At 69.6% G+C, this 17360-nt stretch carries 17 protein-coding genes; 9 read left to right on the top strand and 8 right to left on the bottom strand.

Translation table 11 applies throughout. The features are described from left to right. Positions 1 to 331: 331 nt before the first annotated feature. The 5 genes from QH276_RS11615 to QH276_RS11635 all read left to right on the top strand — a co-directional run bounded on the left by QH276_RS11615 (position 332) and on the right by QH276_RS11635 (position 4847). Positions 332 to 1192, top strand: a complete 861-nt coding sequence (locus QH276_RS11615; RefSeq protein ID WP_280402204.1) for an MFS transporter — start codon at positions 332 to 334, stop codon at positions 1190 to 1192. Further along, positions 1189 to 1560: a hypothetical protein gene (locus QH276_RS11620; RefSeq protein WP_280402203.1), complete on the top strand. Its 372-nt coding sequence runs from the start codon at positions 1189 to 1191 to the stop codon at positions 1558 to 1560. The genes QH276_RS11615 and QH276_RS11620 overlap by 4 nt, the downstream gene beginning before the upstream one ends. Positions 1561 to 1678: 118 nt before the next feature. Further along, positions 1679 to 2497, top strand: coding sequence for a maleylpyruvate isomerase family mycothiol-dependent enzyme (locus tag QH276_RS11625; protein ID WP_280402202.1), 819 nt, complete (start codon positions 1679 to 1681; stop codon positions 2495 to 2497). Positions 2498 to 2571: 74 nt separating this feature from the next. Beyond that, positions 2572 to 3912 carry a family 1 glycosylhydrolase gene (locus QH276_RS11630; RefSeq protein WP_280402201.1) on the top strand — a complete coding sequence of 447 codons (1341 nt, stop codon included), beginning with the start codon at positions 2572 to 2574 and terminating at the stop codon, positions 3910 to 3912. 74 nt (positions 3913 to 3986) lie between these two features. Then, positions 3987 to 4847, top strand: coding sequence for an AraC family transcriptional regulator (locus tag QH276_RS11635; RefSeq protein ID WP_280402200.1), 861 nt, complete (start codon positions 3987 to 3989; stop codon positions 4845 to 4847). On the opposite strand, the gene QH276_RS11640 is transcribed toward QH276_RS11635, so the two are convergent. After that, on the bottom strand, positions 4828 to 6021 hold the full coding sequence (locus tag QH276_RS11640; protein WP_280402199.1) for an MFS transporter: 1194 nt from the start codon (positions 6019 to 6021) through the stop codon (positions 4828 to 4830). The two genes, QH276_RS11635 and QH276_RS11640, sit on opposite strands and share 20 nt — an antisense overlap. 339 nt (positions 6022 to 6360) lie before the next feature. Then, positions 6361 to 7524 (bottom strand): class I SAM-dependent methyltransferase, encoded by a 1164-nt coding sequence (locus QH276_RS11645; protein ID WP_280406727.1) that lies wholly within the window; start codon positions 7522 to 7524, stop codon positions 6361 to 6363. 525 nt (positions 7525 to 8049) lie between these two features. Here QH276_RS11645 and QH276_RS11650 point away from each other — a divergent pair. After that, positions 8050 to 9021: an MsnO8 family LLM class oxidoreductase gene (locus tag QH276_RS11650; protein WP_280399892.1), complete on the top strand. Its 972-nt coding sequence runs from the start codon at positions 8050 to 8052 to the stop codon at positions 9019 to 9021. A 102-nt stretch (positions 9022 to 9123) separates the two neighbouring features. Here the strand turns inward: QH276_RS11650 and QH276_RS11655 are convergent, their stop codons facing one another. Further along, complete coding sequence (locus QH276_RS11655) at positions 9124 to 10092, bottom strand: GlxA family transcriptional regulator (protein WP_280399893.1); 969 nt, start codon at positions 10090 to 10092, stop codon at positions 9124 to 9126. A gap of 124 nt (positions 10093 to 10216) precedes the next feature. Here QH276_RS11655 and QH276_RS11660 point away from each other — a divergent pair, with 124 nt between their 5' ends. After that, positions 10217 to 10864, top strand: coding sequence for a cysteine hydrolase family protein (locus QH276_RS11660; RefSeq protein ID WP_280399894.1), 648 nt, complete (start codon positions 10217 to 10219; stop codon positions 10862 to 10864). Positions 10865 to 10908: 44 nt separating this feature from the next. Here the strand turns inward: QH276_RS11660 and QH276_RS11665 are convergent, their stop codons facing one another. Both QH276_RS11665 and QH276_RS11670 read right to left on the bottom strand, forming a co-directional pair. Beyond that, a complete protein-coding gene (locus tag QH276_RS11665; RefSeq protein WP_280399895.1) occupies positions 10909 to 11634 on the bottom strand; it encodes a DUF6882 domain-containing protein in 726 nt (241 codons plus the stop codon). Positions 11635 to 11753: 119 nt separating this feature from the next. Further along, complete coding sequence (locus tag QH276_RS11670) at positions 11754 to 12632, bottom strand: LysR family transcriptional regulator (RefSeq protein WP_280399896.1); 879 nt, start codon at positions 12630 to 12632, stop codon at positions 11754 to 11756. A gap of 121 nt (positions 12633 to 12753) precedes the next feature. Between QH276_RS11670 and QH276_RS11675 the strand changes: the two genes are divergently transcribed. Continuing rightward, positions 12754 to 14160 carry an MFS transporter gene (locus tag QH276_RS11675; protein ID WP_280399897.1) on the top strand — a complete coding sequence of 469 codons (1407 nt, stop codon included), beginning with the start codon at positions 12754 to 12756 and terminating at the stop codon, positions 14158 to 14160. Between the two features lie 225 nt (positions 14161 to 14385). Beyond that, positions 14386 to 15192 carry a carbonic anhydrase gene (locus QH276_RS11680; protein ID WP_280399898.1) on the top strand — a complete coding sequence of 269 codons (807 nt, stop codon included), beginning with the start codon at positions 14386 to 14388 and terminating at the stop codon, positions 15190 to 15192. Between the two features lie 68 nt (positions 15193 to 15260). On the opposite strand, the gene QH276_RS11685 is transcribed toward QH276_RS11680, so the two are convergent. The 3 genes from QH276_RS11685 to QH276_RS11695 all read right to left on the bottom strand — a co-directional run bounded on the left by QH276_RS11685 (position 15261) and on the right by QH276_RS11695 (position 17229). Further along, positions 15261 to 15818: a YdcF family protein gene (locus QH276_RS11685; RefSeq protein WP_280399899.1), complete on the bottom strand. Its 558-nt coding sequence runs from the start codon at positions 15816 to 15818 to the stop codon at positions 15261 to 15263. 178 nt (positions 15819 to 15996) lie between these two features. Then, positions 15997 to 16311 carry a DUF397 domain-containing protein gene (locus QH276_RS11690; RefSeq protein WP_348536646.1) on the bottom strand — a complete coding sequence of 105 codons (315 nt, stop codon included), beginning with the start codon at positions 16309 to 16311 and terminating at the stop codon, positions 15997 to 15999. Positions 16312 to 16470: 159 nt separating this feature from the next. Then, the gene (locus QH276_RS11695; protein ID WP_280399901.1) at positions 16471 to 17229 is read right to left on the bottom strand and encodes a DUF1542 domain-containing protein; all 759 of its coding nucleotides are present in this window, start codon (positions 17227 to 17229) and stop codon (positions 16471 to 16473) included. Between the last annotated feature and the right edge of the window lie 131 nt (positions 17230 to 17360).

Here is a 17360-nt window from a genome sequence, read left to right on the forward strand (position 1 = left end):
CCCTCGCGCCTCCCCCGGGGGGGCCCCCGCCCGGGCCCGCCCCCCCCGCCGCCCCCCCCCCGGCGCCCCCCCCCCCCCCCCCCCCCCGGCGGGCGGGCGGCGGGGGGCCCCCCGCCCCCCCCCCCCCCCCGAGCCCGCAGCGCAGGCCGGCCCCACCGAACGGCTCGCCGCCTTCCTCGGACGTTCCCGGCCGCCCGGCCGCTGACCGCCGGACGGATCGGCACGGGATACAACCGAGCGTTGTGGGCGACCGAAAGCCGGTTGTTTGCACTGTGTTACCCGGCCCGGTGTGATGCGGGGACACAAGTAGCGGTTGCCTCGGAGGAGTCGGGTGCGCGGTCGGTTCGGGTCCGGTTTCGACCGGCTGTGGTGGGCTTATGCCGTCAGTACCTACGGCACCTGGGTCGCGTTCGGCACGTTCCCGCTCCTCGCCGTCCAAGTGCTGGACTCGTCGCCGTTGGCGGTATCGCTGCTGGGAGCGGCGAGTCTCGCGGTGGCGGCGGTCGTCGCCTTCCCGCTGGGTCCGTGGGTCGAGCATCGGGCCAAACGTCCGGTCATGATCGCCATGGACCTGGTCCGGTTCCTCGCGATGGCGAGTATCCCGGTCGCGTATTTCCTCGGCGCACTCACCTACGGCCAACTGCTGGTGGTCTCGGTGGTCTCCGGAACCGCGACCATCGCCTTCACCGCCGCGTCCGGCGCGTACCTGAAATACCTCGTCCGCGGTGATCGGCTCGTTGCTGCGAACGGGCGGTTCGAGGCGACGAACTGGGTCGCGACCGCGGTCGGCCCACCCCTCGGCGGGGTGCTCATCGGGCTGCTCGGCCCGGTCGTCACCGTACTCGCCGACGCGCTGAGCTACCTCCTCTCCGCTGCCGCGGTCCGGCGGATCCGCGGCGGAGATATCGCGGCGGTCCGCGCCCCGGCCACCGGAGTACGCGGCACCGATCTACTCGCCGGCTGGCAGTTCATCCGCCGCGATCGTGTCCTCCAACGTCTATTCCTCAATTCGGTCCTCGTCGGCGGTTTGATCATGGCCACGGTCGCACCCCTGTCCGTCCTGCTGCTCGGCGAACACCATTTCGCGGCCTGGCAATACGGCCTCGCCTTCGGCGTGCCTGCGCTCGGCGGTTCCTGGGCGCCCGCCTCAGCGCTCCCCTGGCCGACCGTTACGGCAGGTACCGGGTCATGACCGTCTCCGGCTGGTTGCGTTCGCTCTTCCCGCTGGGCCTCGCCTTCGTCCAGCCCGGACTACCCGGACTCCTCACCGTCATCGTCGTCGAAGCGCTGCTGATCACCTGTATGGGCGTTTTCACCCCGATCTATGCCGCCGAACGCCTGCAACGCACCCCCGCGGACCACGCCGCCCGAGTCCTCGGCACCTGGAACGCCTGCGGCAAACTCGTACACGCGGGCCTGGCAGCGGTCTGGGGCGTACTCGCCACACTCCTGGGCCCGCTCGCCGCGATCACCGCCGCCGGAATTCTGTTACTGGCCACACCTCTTCTGCTGCCGCGGCGGATAGATTTCCCGGACCCGCAACCCCAAGTTCGACGGTGAGCCGAGTTCGTCGTGCCGGACGCGACCGACGGAAGCGGATTTCGAGGCGACGTCGTCGCGCGCGACGATTCGGAAAACCGGTGGCACGGCGGCGGCGCGGGCGGTTGACTGCGCAACCATGATTACGCTCGATACCCGCCCTCTGTTCCGGCGTGAAAGGCAGGCCCTGCTCGAGCTGCTCCGGTCGCTGGAACCGGCCGACTGGCCGAAGCCGACGGTATGTCCCGGCTGGACCGTCGCCGATGTCACCGCACATATCCTCAACGACTACCTGCGGCGGATCTCCGGTAGCCGGGACCGGCACGACGGCGCTGTGTTCGGTGACGACGAAAACCTCCCGGTCTATCTCGCCCGCACCAACGGCGAATTCGTTCAGGCGATGCGCCAGTGCAGTCCGCGGCTGCTCACCGAGCTGATCGCTCACCTGGGACCTGAATTGGACCGTGTCTGGGCGGCAACGGATCCCGCCGGTCCCGCCCACCTGCCCGTCTCCTGGGCGGGCCTCCGCGACACTCCCGCGTGGCTCGATATCGCCCGTGACTACACCGAATTCTGGGTCCATCAACAGCAGATCCGCGATGCGGTATCGCACCCCGGCGCCGACGAGGTCGCGCTACTGCGCCCGGTACTCGTCACATTCCTGCACGCCCTGCCCGTGGCATTACACGACCGGGTGCGCCCGCGCGGAACAGCTGTCCGGTTCGAGATCACCGGCCCGGCCGGTGGCCACTGGTGGGCGGTATCCGACGGTGCCGCCTGGGAGCTCACCGCGGCGCACACCGGGGAGCCTGCCACGATCGTCCGGATGGACCAGGACACGGTCTGGCGGCTGGCCAGTCGCGGAATCACCGTCGAGGATGCCCGGCGGCGTTCGGAACTGCTGGGTGATCCGGAATTGACCCGGTCGGCAACCACATTGCTCGCAGTGGTGGCCTGAACCGCGGACGGTCCTTTTCCGCTGGATCGGGCGTTTCGCGGCCCGGTCCGTGCGCGCGGCATTACCCTGAGGCGATGCGTACACGGTTCCGTCGGTACTGCGTCGCCTCGCTTACCGTCCTCGTCTCGGCCGTCCTGTTCTGTTCGCACTCCGCCGCCACACCCCGGGCCACCGCTGCTCCCCCACGGCTGGACGCCGGGTTCCTGTGGGGCGTATCGACCTCGGGCTTCCAGTCCGAAGGCCATGCGCCCGACAGCAACTGGACGCGGTATATCGCGGCGAACCCAGGCTACGACCGCCTGGGCAACTCGGTGGATTTCTACAGCCGCTACGAATCCGATATCCGCCTCGCCGCGGATATGGGTGTGCGCGTGTTCCGGATCGGAATCGAATGGGCCCGCCTGCAACCGGCACCGGGACAGTGGGACGAGCAGGCCTTCCGCTTCTACGACGCGGTGCTCGCGAGCATCGTCCGGGCCGGTATGCGACCCATGATCACCCTGGACCACTGGGTGTACCCGGGCTGGGTCGCCGACCGCGGCGGCTGGCGCAGCCCAACCGTCGTAGCGGACTGGCTGGCGAATATGCGTGCCGTCGCCGACCGCTACGCCGACCTCGACCCGCTGTGGGTCACCGTGAACGAACCCGTCACCTACATCTCGCACGAAGCCGGGCGCGGCAACGCCGACGCACCCCAGATGCTGGACCGGCTCGCCCAGGCACACAACAGTATCTACGACCACATCCACCACATCCGGCCGAACGCGCAGGTGACCGCCAATGTCGGCTATGTCGCCGGCGCGGAGGCACAGATCAACGGCGCCCTGATCGACCGTATCGGCGCCCGCCTCGACTACGTGGGTATCGACTATTACTGGGGCTACGACCCGGCCCGGACGATCATGGAATCGCTCGGCCGCGCCGTCGGGTCCGCCGTACCGCCCGGTCCGCCGATCTGGGACCTGCCGATCCGCGCCGAAGGGATCTACTTCGCCCTGCGCCACTACGCCGACCGGTTCCCGGGCAAACCGCTCTACATTGTGGAAAACGGTATGGCCACCGACAACGGTCATCCCCGTGCCGACGGGTACACCCGCAGCGCCCACCTCCAGGACACGGTCTACTGGATCCAGCGCGCCCGGGCCGACGGGATGAACGTGATCGGCTACAACTACTGGAGTCTCACCGACAACTACGAATGGGGCAGCTTCCGTCCCCGGTTCGGCCTCTACACCGTCGATGTCGCCACCGACCCCGGGCTCACCCGCCGGCCCACCGATGCGGTCGGCACCTACACCCGCACCATCGCCGAAGGCGGTGTCCCCGGCGACTACCGGCCCACCCGCGCCCCGGCCCCGTGCTTTCTCGTCGATCCCCCGGCCAGCTGCCTGCGACCCGTCGCCGCCACCCGCTGAATCGGGCCACCGAGCCCGCGGCCGGTGTTGCTACCGTGGATCCGGCAAGATCGACGCCGAGAAGGGTGCGCACAGTGACACTGGTCGATCCGGATGCCCGGGGTCTCGAGAATGTGCTGGCGGATCTGCGCTGGCGATTCGTCCACCGGCAGGTGTTCACGCCGGCGGCGGGTGGCTGGGCATTCCTGGCCGGCGGGCCGAGTGCGCTGCTCGTCGCCGACGGTCTGGTCAGGGTCGACGGCCTGGGTGAGCGGGAAGATCTGGCACACGGTGATTTCCTGTTCGTCCCGCACGACGAGCGGTTCGCGCTCAATGCGCTCTCCGATGCCCGGCTGCTCGCCATCCGGCTCGCACCGGTCGGTCCGAACAGCGCCATGGCCGCGCTTCCACCGCGGGTGCTGCTGACCGATTTCGCCCGGCATTCGCCGCTGGCGGCGACGATGGTGAGTCATCTGGTCGAGCACTGCCCGGATCCGCTCGGTGTGCAGGGCGACCGGGTGGCGACCTTGATCGCGTCGATGGCGATCGAATCCTGGCACCACCGCGGCTGCGCTCCGAAACGGTGGCTGCTGCGGGTGAACGAGCCGGATATCGCACGGGCGGTGGCCGCCATGCACGCCGACCCCGGGCGGGAGTGGACCGTCGAAGCGCTCGCACGGGTCGCGCTGGCGTCGCGGTCGGGTTTCGCGGCCCGGTTCCAGGCGGCGACGGGGCAGACACCCGGCCGCTATCTGACGACACTGCGGGTCGAGCGGGCGCAACGTTTCCTGGCGGAGCAGAACACCTCGGTCTCGGCGGTGGCCCGGCAACTGGGTTACCGGTCGGAGACGGCGTTCGGCCGGGCGTTCCGCCGGCATACGGGCCGCACGCCGTCGGAGTGGCGGCGTGCGGCCCGGATGTCCTCGGCGTCATCACCTACCGCGACGCCCGGCTGAGCGAAACCCGCAGCGCGATTCCCCCCAGAACCGCCGCGGCGGCCGCCGTCACGTAGGTCGCCAACGGCCCGATACTGTCCACGCCCCGGCCACCGACCGCGGACCCCAGGATGATCGCGAGCTGGAAAGCGGCCACGACCAGCCCGCTTCCCGCTTCCACCCGATCGGGAAGCAGCCGTGATACCCAGACCTGCACCACATTGAGGATGCCGCCGAACGCGGCGCCCCACAGCACCACGGCCACATAGCCCAGGGGCGTGACGGCTGCGGAGGCGATGATCGCCAGCAGCGACAGCCCGATCACCGCGGGAACCGCCGGCAGCAGCACACCGAGGCGCCGGTCGGCGAGCGCCCCGAGGACGAAATTACCCACCAGGCCGCCGATTCCGAACAGCGCCAGCAGCACCGGAATCACCGCCGTTCCGGCGCCCATCAGTTCGGCCAGCGCCGGCCGCACATAGGTGTAACCCGCGAAATGCCCGCCGATCACGGCGACCACGCTCACCAGCCCGAGCGCCACGCCCGGAGCCCGCAACGCCCCGGCCATCGCCGCCACACCGACCCCCGGAGCCGGTGCGATCGGCGGCAGCACCAGCCGCACCGCCACCGCCGCCGCCACGGTGAGCCCTGCCGCCACCACGAACACGACCCGCCACCCCGCGAAAGTGCTCAGCAGCACCCCGAGCGGAACACCGGCCACCGTCGCCACCGTGGTCCCGGCATTCACGATCATCATCGCGCGTCCCAGCCGCGCCGCGGGCACCAGCTGGGAAGCGATCACCAACGCCATCGACCAATAGCCGCCCACGGCCACCCCGAGGAGCAGCCGCGCGATCAGCAGCAGACCGATATTCGGTGCCACCGCCACCGCGATATTGGACACCGCCGCTCCGGCGGTGAGGATCACCAGTAACATGCGGCGATCGGTCCGGGGGAACAGGGCACCGAGCCCGAGTGCGGCCGGCAATGCGGTGAGCGCGGTGACACTCACCGCCAGCCCGACCACCCCTTCGGGAACGCGCAGATCGGCCGCGACCGTGGTCAGTACCCCCGGCGGCAGGAACTCCGCGGTCACCAGCGAAAAACTTCCCAGGAACATGGCGACCAGCGCGGGCCACGCCCGCCGGGCCGATACCGGCGCCGCGGCGCCCGTTGTCATAGTGCTCGTTGTCATACCCGCTGCAACAACCGCCCGGCGCCACCCACGCGACCGAAACGCCACAGCACTCGACCGCAACGCCAACACCGCGATCCCCGGATCGGAGCCGCCGTTGCCCACAGTTCTCCAGATCCGCCGCCACCCCACCGAGTTGCGAGTCCGCACCCCGACGCGGTTTCGTTCCGAGCGGGCGGGGGGGCGGACGCCGGTGCTGCGGGGCCGGCCGCGGAGGTCGGCGCTGCTCGATTCCGGCTCGCCCGGGCGCCGGCTCGCCGCGGGCCGAAAGAATCAGGACGGCGGCCCGGCGGGCACCGCACTCCCACCGCGGCGGGGGCTGTTGCGGCTGCATGTGAATCAGGCGAATACCGAACCCTGATGGGCGGCAGCATCTTCCGGCACCAACCGCCAGAGTGAGGTGACTTCGCGGCGGCGGGCTTCGTGGAGTGGGTCGGCGGTATCGGTGGCCCGGGGATGCCGCGGTGCGGTGTCGTAGCGGGCGGCGACACGCAGGCCGGCGCTCGCTATCCGGGTGAGGAGTTCCTCGCGGGTGCGCAACCCGAGATGTTCGGCGAGATCGGACAGCACGAGCCAGCCCTCGCCGCCGGGAGTGAGGTGGGCGGGTAGACCGTCCAGAAAACGGTGCAGCATCACCGAATCCGCATCGTAGACACCCAGTTCGAGGGCCGAGGTCGGCCGGGCGGGCAGCCAGGGTGGGTTGCAGACGACCACATCGGCGCGGCCGTCCGGCCACAGATCGGCCTCGACGACCCGCGCCCGGTCGGCCAGACCGAGACGGCCTAGGTTGGCGCGGGCGCAGTGCACCGCGCGCCGATTGATATCGGTGGCCACCACCCGGGCGCCCCGGCGCGCGAGCACCGCGGCGAGCACTCCGGTGCCGGTACCGAGATCGAACACGCGCGGTTGCCCGGAGCCCGCCGGAAATGCCGCTCCGGCAACGAGATCGACGTATTCGCCGCGCACCGGCGAGAAGACGCCGTAGTCCGGATGGATCCGTGCGCCCAGCGCGGGTATATCGACGCCGTTGAGATGCCACTGATAGGCGCTGAGCACTCCGAACAGTTCCGGTAGCGAAACACAGATCCGCTCGTTCGCGCCACCGGCGTCCGCACCGTACGCGTGCCCGCAGGCCTGCCGCACATCCGGCGCCCGGCGCAGCCGGAGGGTGTAGCCGGGTTCGAGTACCACCAGCACCCGCCCGAGCAGTTCCGCGCGCGCCGCCCGCACGGTTCGATGACTCTCGAAGCGAGCCGCCACATCGTTCCCGCCCGCGGCCCGCGGCTTCCGTTGCCGGCGTTCCAGCGCCCGGAGGAGCTGCCGCGCATTGTGGAAATCGCCCCGCCACAGCAGGCCCTTACCGGCCCTGGCGAGCCGGTGCGCGGTGTTCGCGGTGATGCGGTCGTCGACGACGACGATTTCGGCGGGCGCTGCGGACCCGTTCTCCGAATGCCAGCGCGCGGTATGTGCCGATTCGTTCTCGGTCCACGTGATCGTGGTCATGTCGTACTCCTGTGGGGAAGAAGGTGCCTGGGGGTCGGCATCGCTTCGATGCAGGAGTACGGCCGGGATCACCCGCCGATCGGAACGAGGACAGGGGGCAACACTCCCGCGTCGAAGCGCGGGCGGTCGTCACCCAGCACCATGCCCATGACCACGATCTGTTCCCTCCGGTCGTCCACTGCCATCCTCGCACAGGCACCGCGCGGTGATCAGCGGTGGCTCCCCGGATTCCCGAGCGGATGAGCGGGCGTGACCTCGTGGTTGTGGACGATGACGTCGAACCATTCCGCCGGCGACCCGCCGGACAGGTGATGGGCAGCATCGTCGGCGGGGTCGTAGACGGGCCCGCACCGCATCGTCGGCGGCTCGGTCGACGCCGGGAATCGGACGGCCGGCCGGAACGTTCCAAACCCTCGCGGAGGCGGCACGGCGCCACGGAAACGGCGACGCCGGGCCCGGGTGCTCCGGCCGCTCGACAGAGGAAGAGGATGCGGTGCGTCATAGCAGGGAAGGAGAGCGGCACTGATGCGTATCTCGCTGCTCGACCGCGCCCGGACCCGTAGCGGGGAAACCGATGCCGACGCCGTGGCGACGACGGTCGACCGTGCCGTGCGCGCGGAGGAGCTGGGTTTTCACCGGTTCTGGACCGCCGAGCATCACGCCGTCCCCGGTATTGCCGGCGCGGCCCCCACCGTGCTGCTCGCGGCGATCGGAGCCCGCACCCGGACCATCCGCCTCGGTACCGGGGGAATCATGGTCCCCAACCACAGCCCACTGGTGATCGCCGAACAGGCACTGCTACTCGAAGCGCTGTACCCCGGCCGAGTCGATATCGGCCTCGGCGGCTCACTCGGCTTCACCGCTCCGGTCCGGCGGGCATTGGGACGAACGGTTCTGCGCGACGGCGAGTACGCGGCCGCGGTCGAGCAGATCCGGTCGTATCTGGACGGGCGCGCCGATATCACGGTCCGGCCCCGCGTCGAACCGCCGCCGCTGCTGCTGCTCGCCAGCGGAGCGGGGCTGTCCCTCGCCGCCGAACTGGGGCTGCCCGCGGTGATCGGCGGCCCACTGCTCCAGGACAGGGCGAAGATCGACACCTACTTCCGGGATTTCCGTCCCGGCCCGCGCACGCCGGAGCCGTATCTGATGGTGAGTGTCGACATCGTCGTCGCGGAGACCGCCGAGCGCGCCCGCGACCTCCTTCTACCGGAAGCTTGGGCGTTTGCCGATTCCAAGGACGTCGGCGAGTTCCGCGCGCTGCGGCCGGTCGGGGAAGTACGCCGGCTGCTCGCACGCACCGACAGCGCGAAGAAGATCGAAACCGTCCGTTCCTGGATGTCCGCGGCCGTCGCCGGCACCCCGGACCTGGTGGCGAACTCCCTCGGTGAACTACTCGAACGAACCGGAGCCGCCGAGATCCTCGCGAGTGTCAGTACCTACGATCGCGCGGACGTCAGGAACACCGACGAGTTTCTCGCCACCCTCCGGAATCGATAGCGCACCGCGCCGGAAGGATCCGCCGGACGCACGCGGCGCCCGGTGATCCTCGGGACCCGAATCCGCCGGTGCAGGCGCGGGTGTGCGGGTCCGCCGAACGCGTTACGAGTCCACGCGGCGAGCAGCTCCGGCGGTGAACCGCCGGCGGTAGGCGGTGGGGGCGGTACCGAACGCGGCGGTGAAGTTCTGCCGGAAGGTCACCGCGCTACCGAAACCGCACGCCGCGGCTACGTTTTCGATACCCCAGTCGGTGGTTTCCAGGAGTGCCCGCGCCTGGTCGAGGCGGCGTTCGAGGACCCAGCGGGCCGGTGTCGTACCGGTGGTCTGCTGGAAGTGCCGGACGAAGCTGCGCCGGCTCATCCGCGCCTGTCCGGCCAGCATATCGACGGTGAGCGGCTGGTCCAGCCTGGCCAGGGCCCAGTCGAGCACCTCTCCCAACGCGCCCCCGGTGGCGGGCCGGGCCAGCGGGCGTTCGATGTACTGCGCCTGCCCGCCTTCCCGGTGTGGCGCCACGACCAGCGACCGGGCCACCCGGGTCGCGGCGGCGGCGCCGAGATAGGTGCGAACCAGGTGCAGGCAGGCGTCGAGCGCGGCCGCGGTACCCGCCGAAGTGAGCACATCGCCGTGGTCGATGTAGAGCACCGAGGTATCCACCTGGACTCCGGGGCATCGCTCGGCCAGCAGCGGCATCGCCGACCAGTGGGTCACGGCCGCGCGCCCATCGAGCAGGCCCGCGTCCGCGAGGGGGAACGCGCCCAGGCACAGACCGGCGATCATCGCCCCCCGCCCGTGCGCCGCGACGAGCTGCTCGCACAGTTCGGGTTCGGTCTGCGCGGGCGGTAGTGACCACGACGGAATGATCACGATATCGGCGTCGTCGACAATTTCCGGACCGGCGATATCACCGATCGGATACCCCTCGGCCGTCCGAATCGAACCACCCTCCGCCGACCACAACCGGGTCTCCCAGTCGGGGGCGAGCCCGAGCCGGGCGACCTCGCCGAACACCATGAGCGGTACGGCCAGGTGGAACATGGTGATCTTGTCGAAGGTGTGGACAGCGATGCGCATACCGGCTCCCATTATGGCCTGATCTCATCGAAAGTATGCATTCGTGCCACTCGCGGTGGTCACGCGGGGGTTGAACAATCGAATCCGACGCCCCAACCCCGATCTTCCGAGGAGCAGAATCCCCATGCCGACCCCCCGCCGCGCCCTCATCGTCGTCGACGTCCAGCAGGAATACTTCGCGGGACCGCTCGAGATCCAATTCCCGCCGCGCGCCGAATCACTCGCCAATATCGTCGGCGCGATGGACGCCGCCCACAGCCACGGCATTCCGGTGGTCATCGTCCAGCACGAAAGCCGGCCAGGCGCACCGGCTTTCGTCAAAGACACACCGGGCTGGGCACTGCACCCCGCCGTCGCCGAACGGGCCGGCACGGCGAGCAAACATCTGCACAAGCAGTTCAGCAGCGCCTTCGCCCGCACCGATCTCGTGGAGTGGCTCCGCGCCCGCGAGATCGATACCGTCACGATCGTCGGCTATATGACCAACAACTGCGATCTCGGCACCGCGGTGGAAGCGGAGGGGCACGGTTTCACCGCGGAGATTCTGTCGGACGCCACCGGCACCGTTCACCTCGCCAACGAGGCCGGGCGGGTGTCGGCAGCGGATCTGCATGCGACGCTGATGGTGTTGTTGCACTCGAACTACGCGGCGGTCGGCACAACGGCCGAATGGATCGAAAGCTTGCGCTCCGGCACGTCATTGACCAAGAACAACCTGATCGCTTCGGCGATCGCCGGACGCACGGCCTCCACACCTGTGCCCAGCGCCTGAGGGTGGAAACTGCGACGTCCGCCGGAGCATGAAGGTCGCGGCCGCTACCGAGCCCCCGGCACCGTCATTTCGATGGACGCCGCGCGGCCGTGCTCGTCGAATCCGATCGTGCCGGAAAGGACCGGCGAATCGACCACCAGGCTGCTGCCGTCCGGTGCGAAGACCGGATTCAGGCCGCGCAGTGACAGGTAGCTGTTCAGCGCGCGGCGGTGGTCGTACAGCGCCAGCCCGGACAACCCCTCGCTCAGCGTCCGCATGATCCGCGGCCCCTCGGCGGGTGGGAGCACGAAATCGGGATGCTCGACGAGGAACGCCGCGCGGGTCCCGTCCTCGCCGGCCGGACCCTGGTAGCTGGTCCAGTGGCCGGTGACGGCCTTGGCCGCCTCGGTCTGCACCGCGGCGACCTGATACGGCTCCGGCTGATCGAAGGGCAGGCTGTCGAAGGGTAGTTCCGGCGCGGAGAGTTCGCCGATCCCGTGCTCGATCCCGAAATCACGCACTGTCGCGGCGAGCGCGGCCACCGATTCCGGGAAGCCGGAGCGGTTCGCCCACGACCACAGCCACGATCCCGGGACGGGTGCCGCGGTCCCGAGAAAGTGGAAATCTGTGCATTCGACGCTGCCGTGCTCGGTGTCGAAGGTGAAGACCCGGGTTTGCAGGTTCACCTGCCACGAATGCTCACCCAGCACGTCGGCCAGATGCAGCTGGTGTTCGAGGGAGAGGAACGCGGCGTCGTCCAGCAGGTTCACGAAGGCAGGCGTAGGGCGCACCTGGGCAGCCTAGTTGTCCGCCGGCGAACCGGCATGTCCGCCGCACTCCGGCGGACGTGCCGGTCGGTTCGCCGAGAGCCGCCTGAAACCGGTGTCCGGGCCACCAGCCGGTGATTCCGTCAGACCTGCGACAGCGCGTAGAGGAGGCGACGAAGCGAATCGGTGGCCCCACGATCCTCGAGCCAGATGAGCCGGAGCTGCAGCGGCGGCGTCTGCGCGTCGATCGGCACGAGGCGGCCCGCTGCCAGGTCGGTCCGGACCGCGAATTCCGGCAGGACGGCGATCCCGCGGCCCGTCGCGACCCAGTCCCGCACCTGCGCGAGTCCGCCGACGGCTGTCAGATCGGTATCGGGTCCGAGCCAGCGCTGGGTCGCCATCCAGAAGGAGCAGCGTGATTCCTGCCCGATCAGGCTGCCGGTGCGCCGGATCTCCGCGCGGGTCACCGGACGCCCGAGGAGTGGATGCCCGGGTGCGGCCACCGTGGTCATGGGGACCGCACGAACGTCGAGGTGGTTCATCGCGGTGCCGGGTTTCGCGAAACCGAGGTCCCCGATCCGGGAGCCGGTATCGAGCAGCAGTACCGCGTCGAGTTCGGCGCGGTCGAGGGCCGCGAGCAGCCGCGCGCGGTCGGGATCCGGGCGTATCTGCACGTCGATCGCGGGATGCCGGGTGCGCAGGTCGTCGAGGACCGCGGGCAGCAACTCATCCGCGAGGGCGGCCTGCGCACCGACGAGGAGAGCGCGGGAGTCGGCCAACCGCCCGGCGGCTTCGTCGAGTGCGCCGAGGGCCGAGGCGGCCGCGGTGAGGTAGACCCGGCCCGCGGCCGTGGGGTGCATACCGGCCCGGTCCCGGGTGAACAGGGCCGCGCCCAGTTCTGCTTCGAGCCGGCGGATCCGGTCGGAGACCGATGAGGGGGCCAGGCCCAGGGCGGCGGCTGTCCGGTTGACCGTCCGGTGGTCCAGCAGCGCCAAGGCGGTGCGGAGTTGATCGAGATCCACCTACCCACCGTAGACAGGTATTCGGAGATCCCGAATACCTGTTCGGCGGCGCCGGTCGAGCGCGCGGTCCCGGCGGCGGATCGTGGTGCACCGTCCCATCGTCAACGGTTCGAGGAGAATCGTGTCCGTCTCGTCTGCGCTGTCGCGACGCCGCCCCGCACCCCAGCTCATCGGTATCGCGCTCGCCTATTTCATGGTGCTGCTCGACACCACCGTGCTCGCGGTGGCCGAACCCGACCTGATCGCCTCGCTGCACACCGACGTCCTCGGTGTGGGCTGGGCGACCACGCTCTACACCATGGTCCTCGCCGCGGCGCTCGTCCTCGGCGGCAGCCTCGCCGATCGGCTCGGCGCGTACCGGGTGTTCCTGACCGGTGTCATCGGATTCGGTGCCGCCTCGTTGGCGTGTGCCTGCGCGCCGAATCTCACCGTCCTGCTGGTGTGCCGCGGACTTCTCGGGGTGTTCGCCGCCGCGATCATCCCCAGCTCCCTCGGGCTGATCGCGAGCCTGTACCCCGGCCCGGGTCCCCGCGGCCGCGCGATCAGCGCGTGGGCGGCGATCAGCGGAGCGGCCATGGCGGCCGGTCCGGTCCTCGGCGGTTGGCTCATCGAATTGGACGGCTGGCGGCTGGTATTCGTGGTCAACGCCCCGATGACGGCCGTCGTTCTCCTGCTGTGCCGCACCCGGATTCCCGCCCCGCGCCACGACCGCGCCCTCTCCTGGCTTCCGCACCTCGGGCTGGCGACCGGCCTGGCGGCGCTGACCCTCGCCATCGCCGAAGCGGGGCAACGCCATTGGGCCCTCGCCGTGCTGTCCGGGTTCGTCACACTGGCCCTCGCCGGCGGCACCGCGGCGATCGACCGGCGGTCGGCCGCGCCGCTGATCCCACCCGCACTGCGCCACAACCTCTCGGTATGGACCGCGTTCGGCTGGGGCGCGGTCGTGAACTACGCGCTCACCACCGTCCTCTTCGCCCTCCCGCTCCTGCTCCACACCACCGCGGTACAAGCCGGCGCGACACTCCTGCCGATGACCCTCCTCGTCGCCCTCAACCCACTGCTCACCGGCCGCCTCGCCGCTGCATTCGGCCCCCTGCTGCCCATCCGGATGGGCTTCGCGGCCTTTCCGGCGGGGCTGTGCGTCACCGCGTTCGCGTCGGTCGGCGGCCACCGGCCCGTCATCCTGGGCCTCGGACTCCTCCTGTGCGGTCTCGGGATCTCGTGGACCCTGCCCGCGCTGGTCGGGTTCGCCGTCGACCACGCCCCACCGGCAGCGACCGGCGCCGTCGGCGGCATCCTCAACGCCACCCGCCAGGTCGGCGCCACCGTGGCGGCCGCGGTCGCCGGCGCAACCCTCACCCAGCATTCCACCGGCGGCTGGGCAGCCATCCCCTTCGCTATTGCCTTGATTCTGTGCCTGCTCGGTCTCTGCAGCGCCGCCCTCGCCGAACCCGGCCGCTCCGGCACCCCGGGCGATCCACCTGGACACGACGCACTGTCACGGAGAGATCCAGCAGCACGAACCTGATCGCTCCGGAACGAGTCCAGGATCACTTTCGCCATTTCTGGTCACCCCGGCGTCGTTCACTTATCGTTTTCGTCGAACGAAATCACCGGAATCACCGCGCTATTCGGCAAATCGGACGGCATGCGTATTCCGGTGAGTTCGGCAGCCCGGCGATCCGGCCCGGCGAGAATCCGCACCGAGCGTTACCGGATCACCCTCACGGCTGCCCCGCACAAGGAGGCACCGGTGCCAGAAACCGACTCGTCCACACATCCCGTCCTCACCCGCCGCCGCGCTCTCGCCGCCGTGGCCGCGCTGGCCGCCGGCGGGGCAGCGGTCACCTTCGCCGCCACGCGCGATGGCGCCGAAACCCCCGCACACTGGGATTACGAAGCCGAAGGACCCGGCCACTGGGCGGATTTGGACCGCACCTACCGAACGTGCGGAAGCGGACACGCACAGTCGCCGATCGACCTCCCGTCGCATACCCGATCACATCCGGACGAGCACATCGCCATCGAATACAACGTGCTGCCGACAGCCGACTCCGTCAACAACGGACATACCGTACAAACCAATCTTTCCGCCGGAAAGGGAAATCGCATCCTGATCGCCGGGCGTCCCTACGAATTGACCCAATTCCACTTCCACGCCCCCAGCGAACACACCGTCGACGGACACGGCGCCGAAATGGAATTCCACCTCGTCCACAAAGACGCCACAGGCGCCCTCGCCGTACTCGCGATACTCCTGCAACCCGGTAACGGCTCCCCGTTCGCGCCCCTACTCACCGCCCTGCCCGCGACCTCCGGTTCCACCGCCCGAATCGGCCCGGTCGACCTGCGCACGCTCCTCCCCGCCAACCACACTCAGTTCCGCTACACGGGCTCACTCACCACCCCGCCGTGCACCGAAGGGGTGTCGTGGACCGTTCTACGCACCCCGCTCCCCGTCGCCCGCCCGGACCTCGACCGCTACCGCTCCCTCTTCCACCACACCAACCGCCCGGTCCAGCCGCTGAACGGCAGGCAGGTAACCCTCGCGGACAACTGAAGCCCCAGCGACCCCGAACGCCGAGGTACTGCCGACACGCAGCCGGCGCCACCGACCGCCCGGACCCTTCAGCGCCGAACCGAACCTATCGCCGCGAACAGTGGTTTCAGCGGCATCCATTCCCCGAAGCGATACTCCGCACCGCGGACCAGCCGCAAGGCGAGATCCGGACGCTGCTGCGCGAGATACCGACGCGCCTTCGCCGCGTGCAGTGGATTCGACACGATTTTGATCCGATCGGCCTCCTCGATCAACGGAATGGCGTTCTCGACATTCTCCCAGGTCGATCGAGACTCCGTCTCCACGTCCAGCGGACCGCTGTAGCCCACCGACCGGGCATATGAGGCCATCAGCTCGGCCTCGGCCACCGAGCCGCCCACGGCCCCGCCGGAGAACGCGATCCGGCTGCCGGCCGCACCGGAATCCAGCGAGCGCAGGCCCGCCCGCACCCGCCACCTGTTCAACGCATTCGCCGACGCCGCCCTGTTACGGAACCCCAGCACAACAACCACCTCGCTCGGCCCCTCAGCCCCTCCGACCAACTCGTGCGAGGCACGCCAATTCTCGTACTCACCCCACAGCACGATCACCGCCCCGATCGCAACCGTTACCGCCGACGCCTTCATGACCGCAAACCATAGGGCCTGGGGCATCCATCGGGTGGGCTTACCGACACGCGCCACCGAGCCGAGAGCAGAAAACAATTCCCTCTGCGGAACGTGCTCCTGATCGATGCACGCGAACGGATGTCCGCCGTCGTAGCCGGGGTAGTGGCGCGACACTGGGCGATCGAGCCCCGGTGAGCTAATGCGTGCGTGCGCCGGGGGCGCTGAAACGACCGGTTCGCAGGTCGGCAGTGAAGGCCGACCATTCCGTCGAGTCGAAGATGAGTGCGGGCCCATCGGGGGACTTGGAATCACGGACGCCGACATGGTCCCGTAGCAGCCAAGCAACTTCGACGCAGTCGCCACCGGCACCGCTATGTGAGGACTTGAACCACTGCGCGTTCGATAGCTCGTTCATCATTGGCTGTATCTCCTTGCCATCTTCCTGGTTCGATCTCGAGAGACCACTTGGTCGAGAGAGGCAGCCCGTAGCGTCTCCGCGGGAACAGGACATCCGAAAGCCACCGACTGACCTGCGACACTCAGGTCCGAAACGACCGTTCGGGGTGTTGATACCGGCTCCATCGACAGCGCTCGGGTGGTGCGGTGATTCCGCCCGCTATTCACCGCAGATTTTGCGGTGAATAGCGGACAGCCACGAGCCGCTCAGAGTTCAGAAGTCGAAGCCGCCGCCGTCGAACCCGCCCCAGTCGCCTCCCGAATCGCCACCCCAGTCGCCGCCGGCATCGCCGCCCTGATCACCCGCGTTCAGGCCGTCCTGGAACCCTTGGCCGTACCCGCTCTCGAAGCCACCGGCGCCGTAGCCGACACCGGCCATACCGGAGAACAGCGAGGTGAACAGCAGGGCCGAGCCCACACCCCAGACGCCGGCCATCATGGCCGGCCGCCACCAGGGTTCGGAGTACCAGCCCGCCGGAACGGGCCGGCCGGCGACGCGGCCGCCCGGATAGTAGTTCGGCGTCTCGGACGAGGGCTGGGGTGAAGCGGCGATCCGGCGGTCCTCGAAGTCGATCACCCGGTCTTCGGTAACCTTGCCGGCGGCGGTTTGCCCCTCGAGTTCCGGCACCGGCGGGCCGGGATCCATATCCATGGCGGTGCGGGCGGCGCGGATGTAATACAAACCCTCGACCGCGGTCTGTTTCGCCAGTCGCGCCTGCGCCGGGCTGCGGGCCTGGTCGAGTTGGGAGCCGGCCGCGGTATGGCGTTCGGCGGCGTCGGCGAGCGCCTGCTGGGCGGCGGTGTTGCTGCCGGTCAGGCTGTAGACCTGGCCGCCGAGGCGTTCGTTGACCTGGCGGGCGTCGGCGAGTGCGTCGGCCAGTTCGGTCGCGGCGCGTTCCTTGCTCTGCCCGGATCGCCACGCCAGGAAGAACGCCACCAGGACGACCACCGCGGCAATGAGAAGCCACTCCATCGTTCGCACTCCTTCGGTCGACGGAGCACAGTGCTGACCAGCCTACTCGCCGTCCGATACGGCGCCGAGCGCCCTGAAACCCGGAACCGGGGGGGGGGGGGGGGGGGGGCAGCAACCCCCCCCCCGCGGCG

The organism is Nocardia carnea, from assembly GCF_029869215.1.
Lineage (GTDB): Bacteria > Actinomycetota > Actinomycetes > Mycobacteriales > Mycobacteriaceae > Nocardia > Nocardia carnea_B.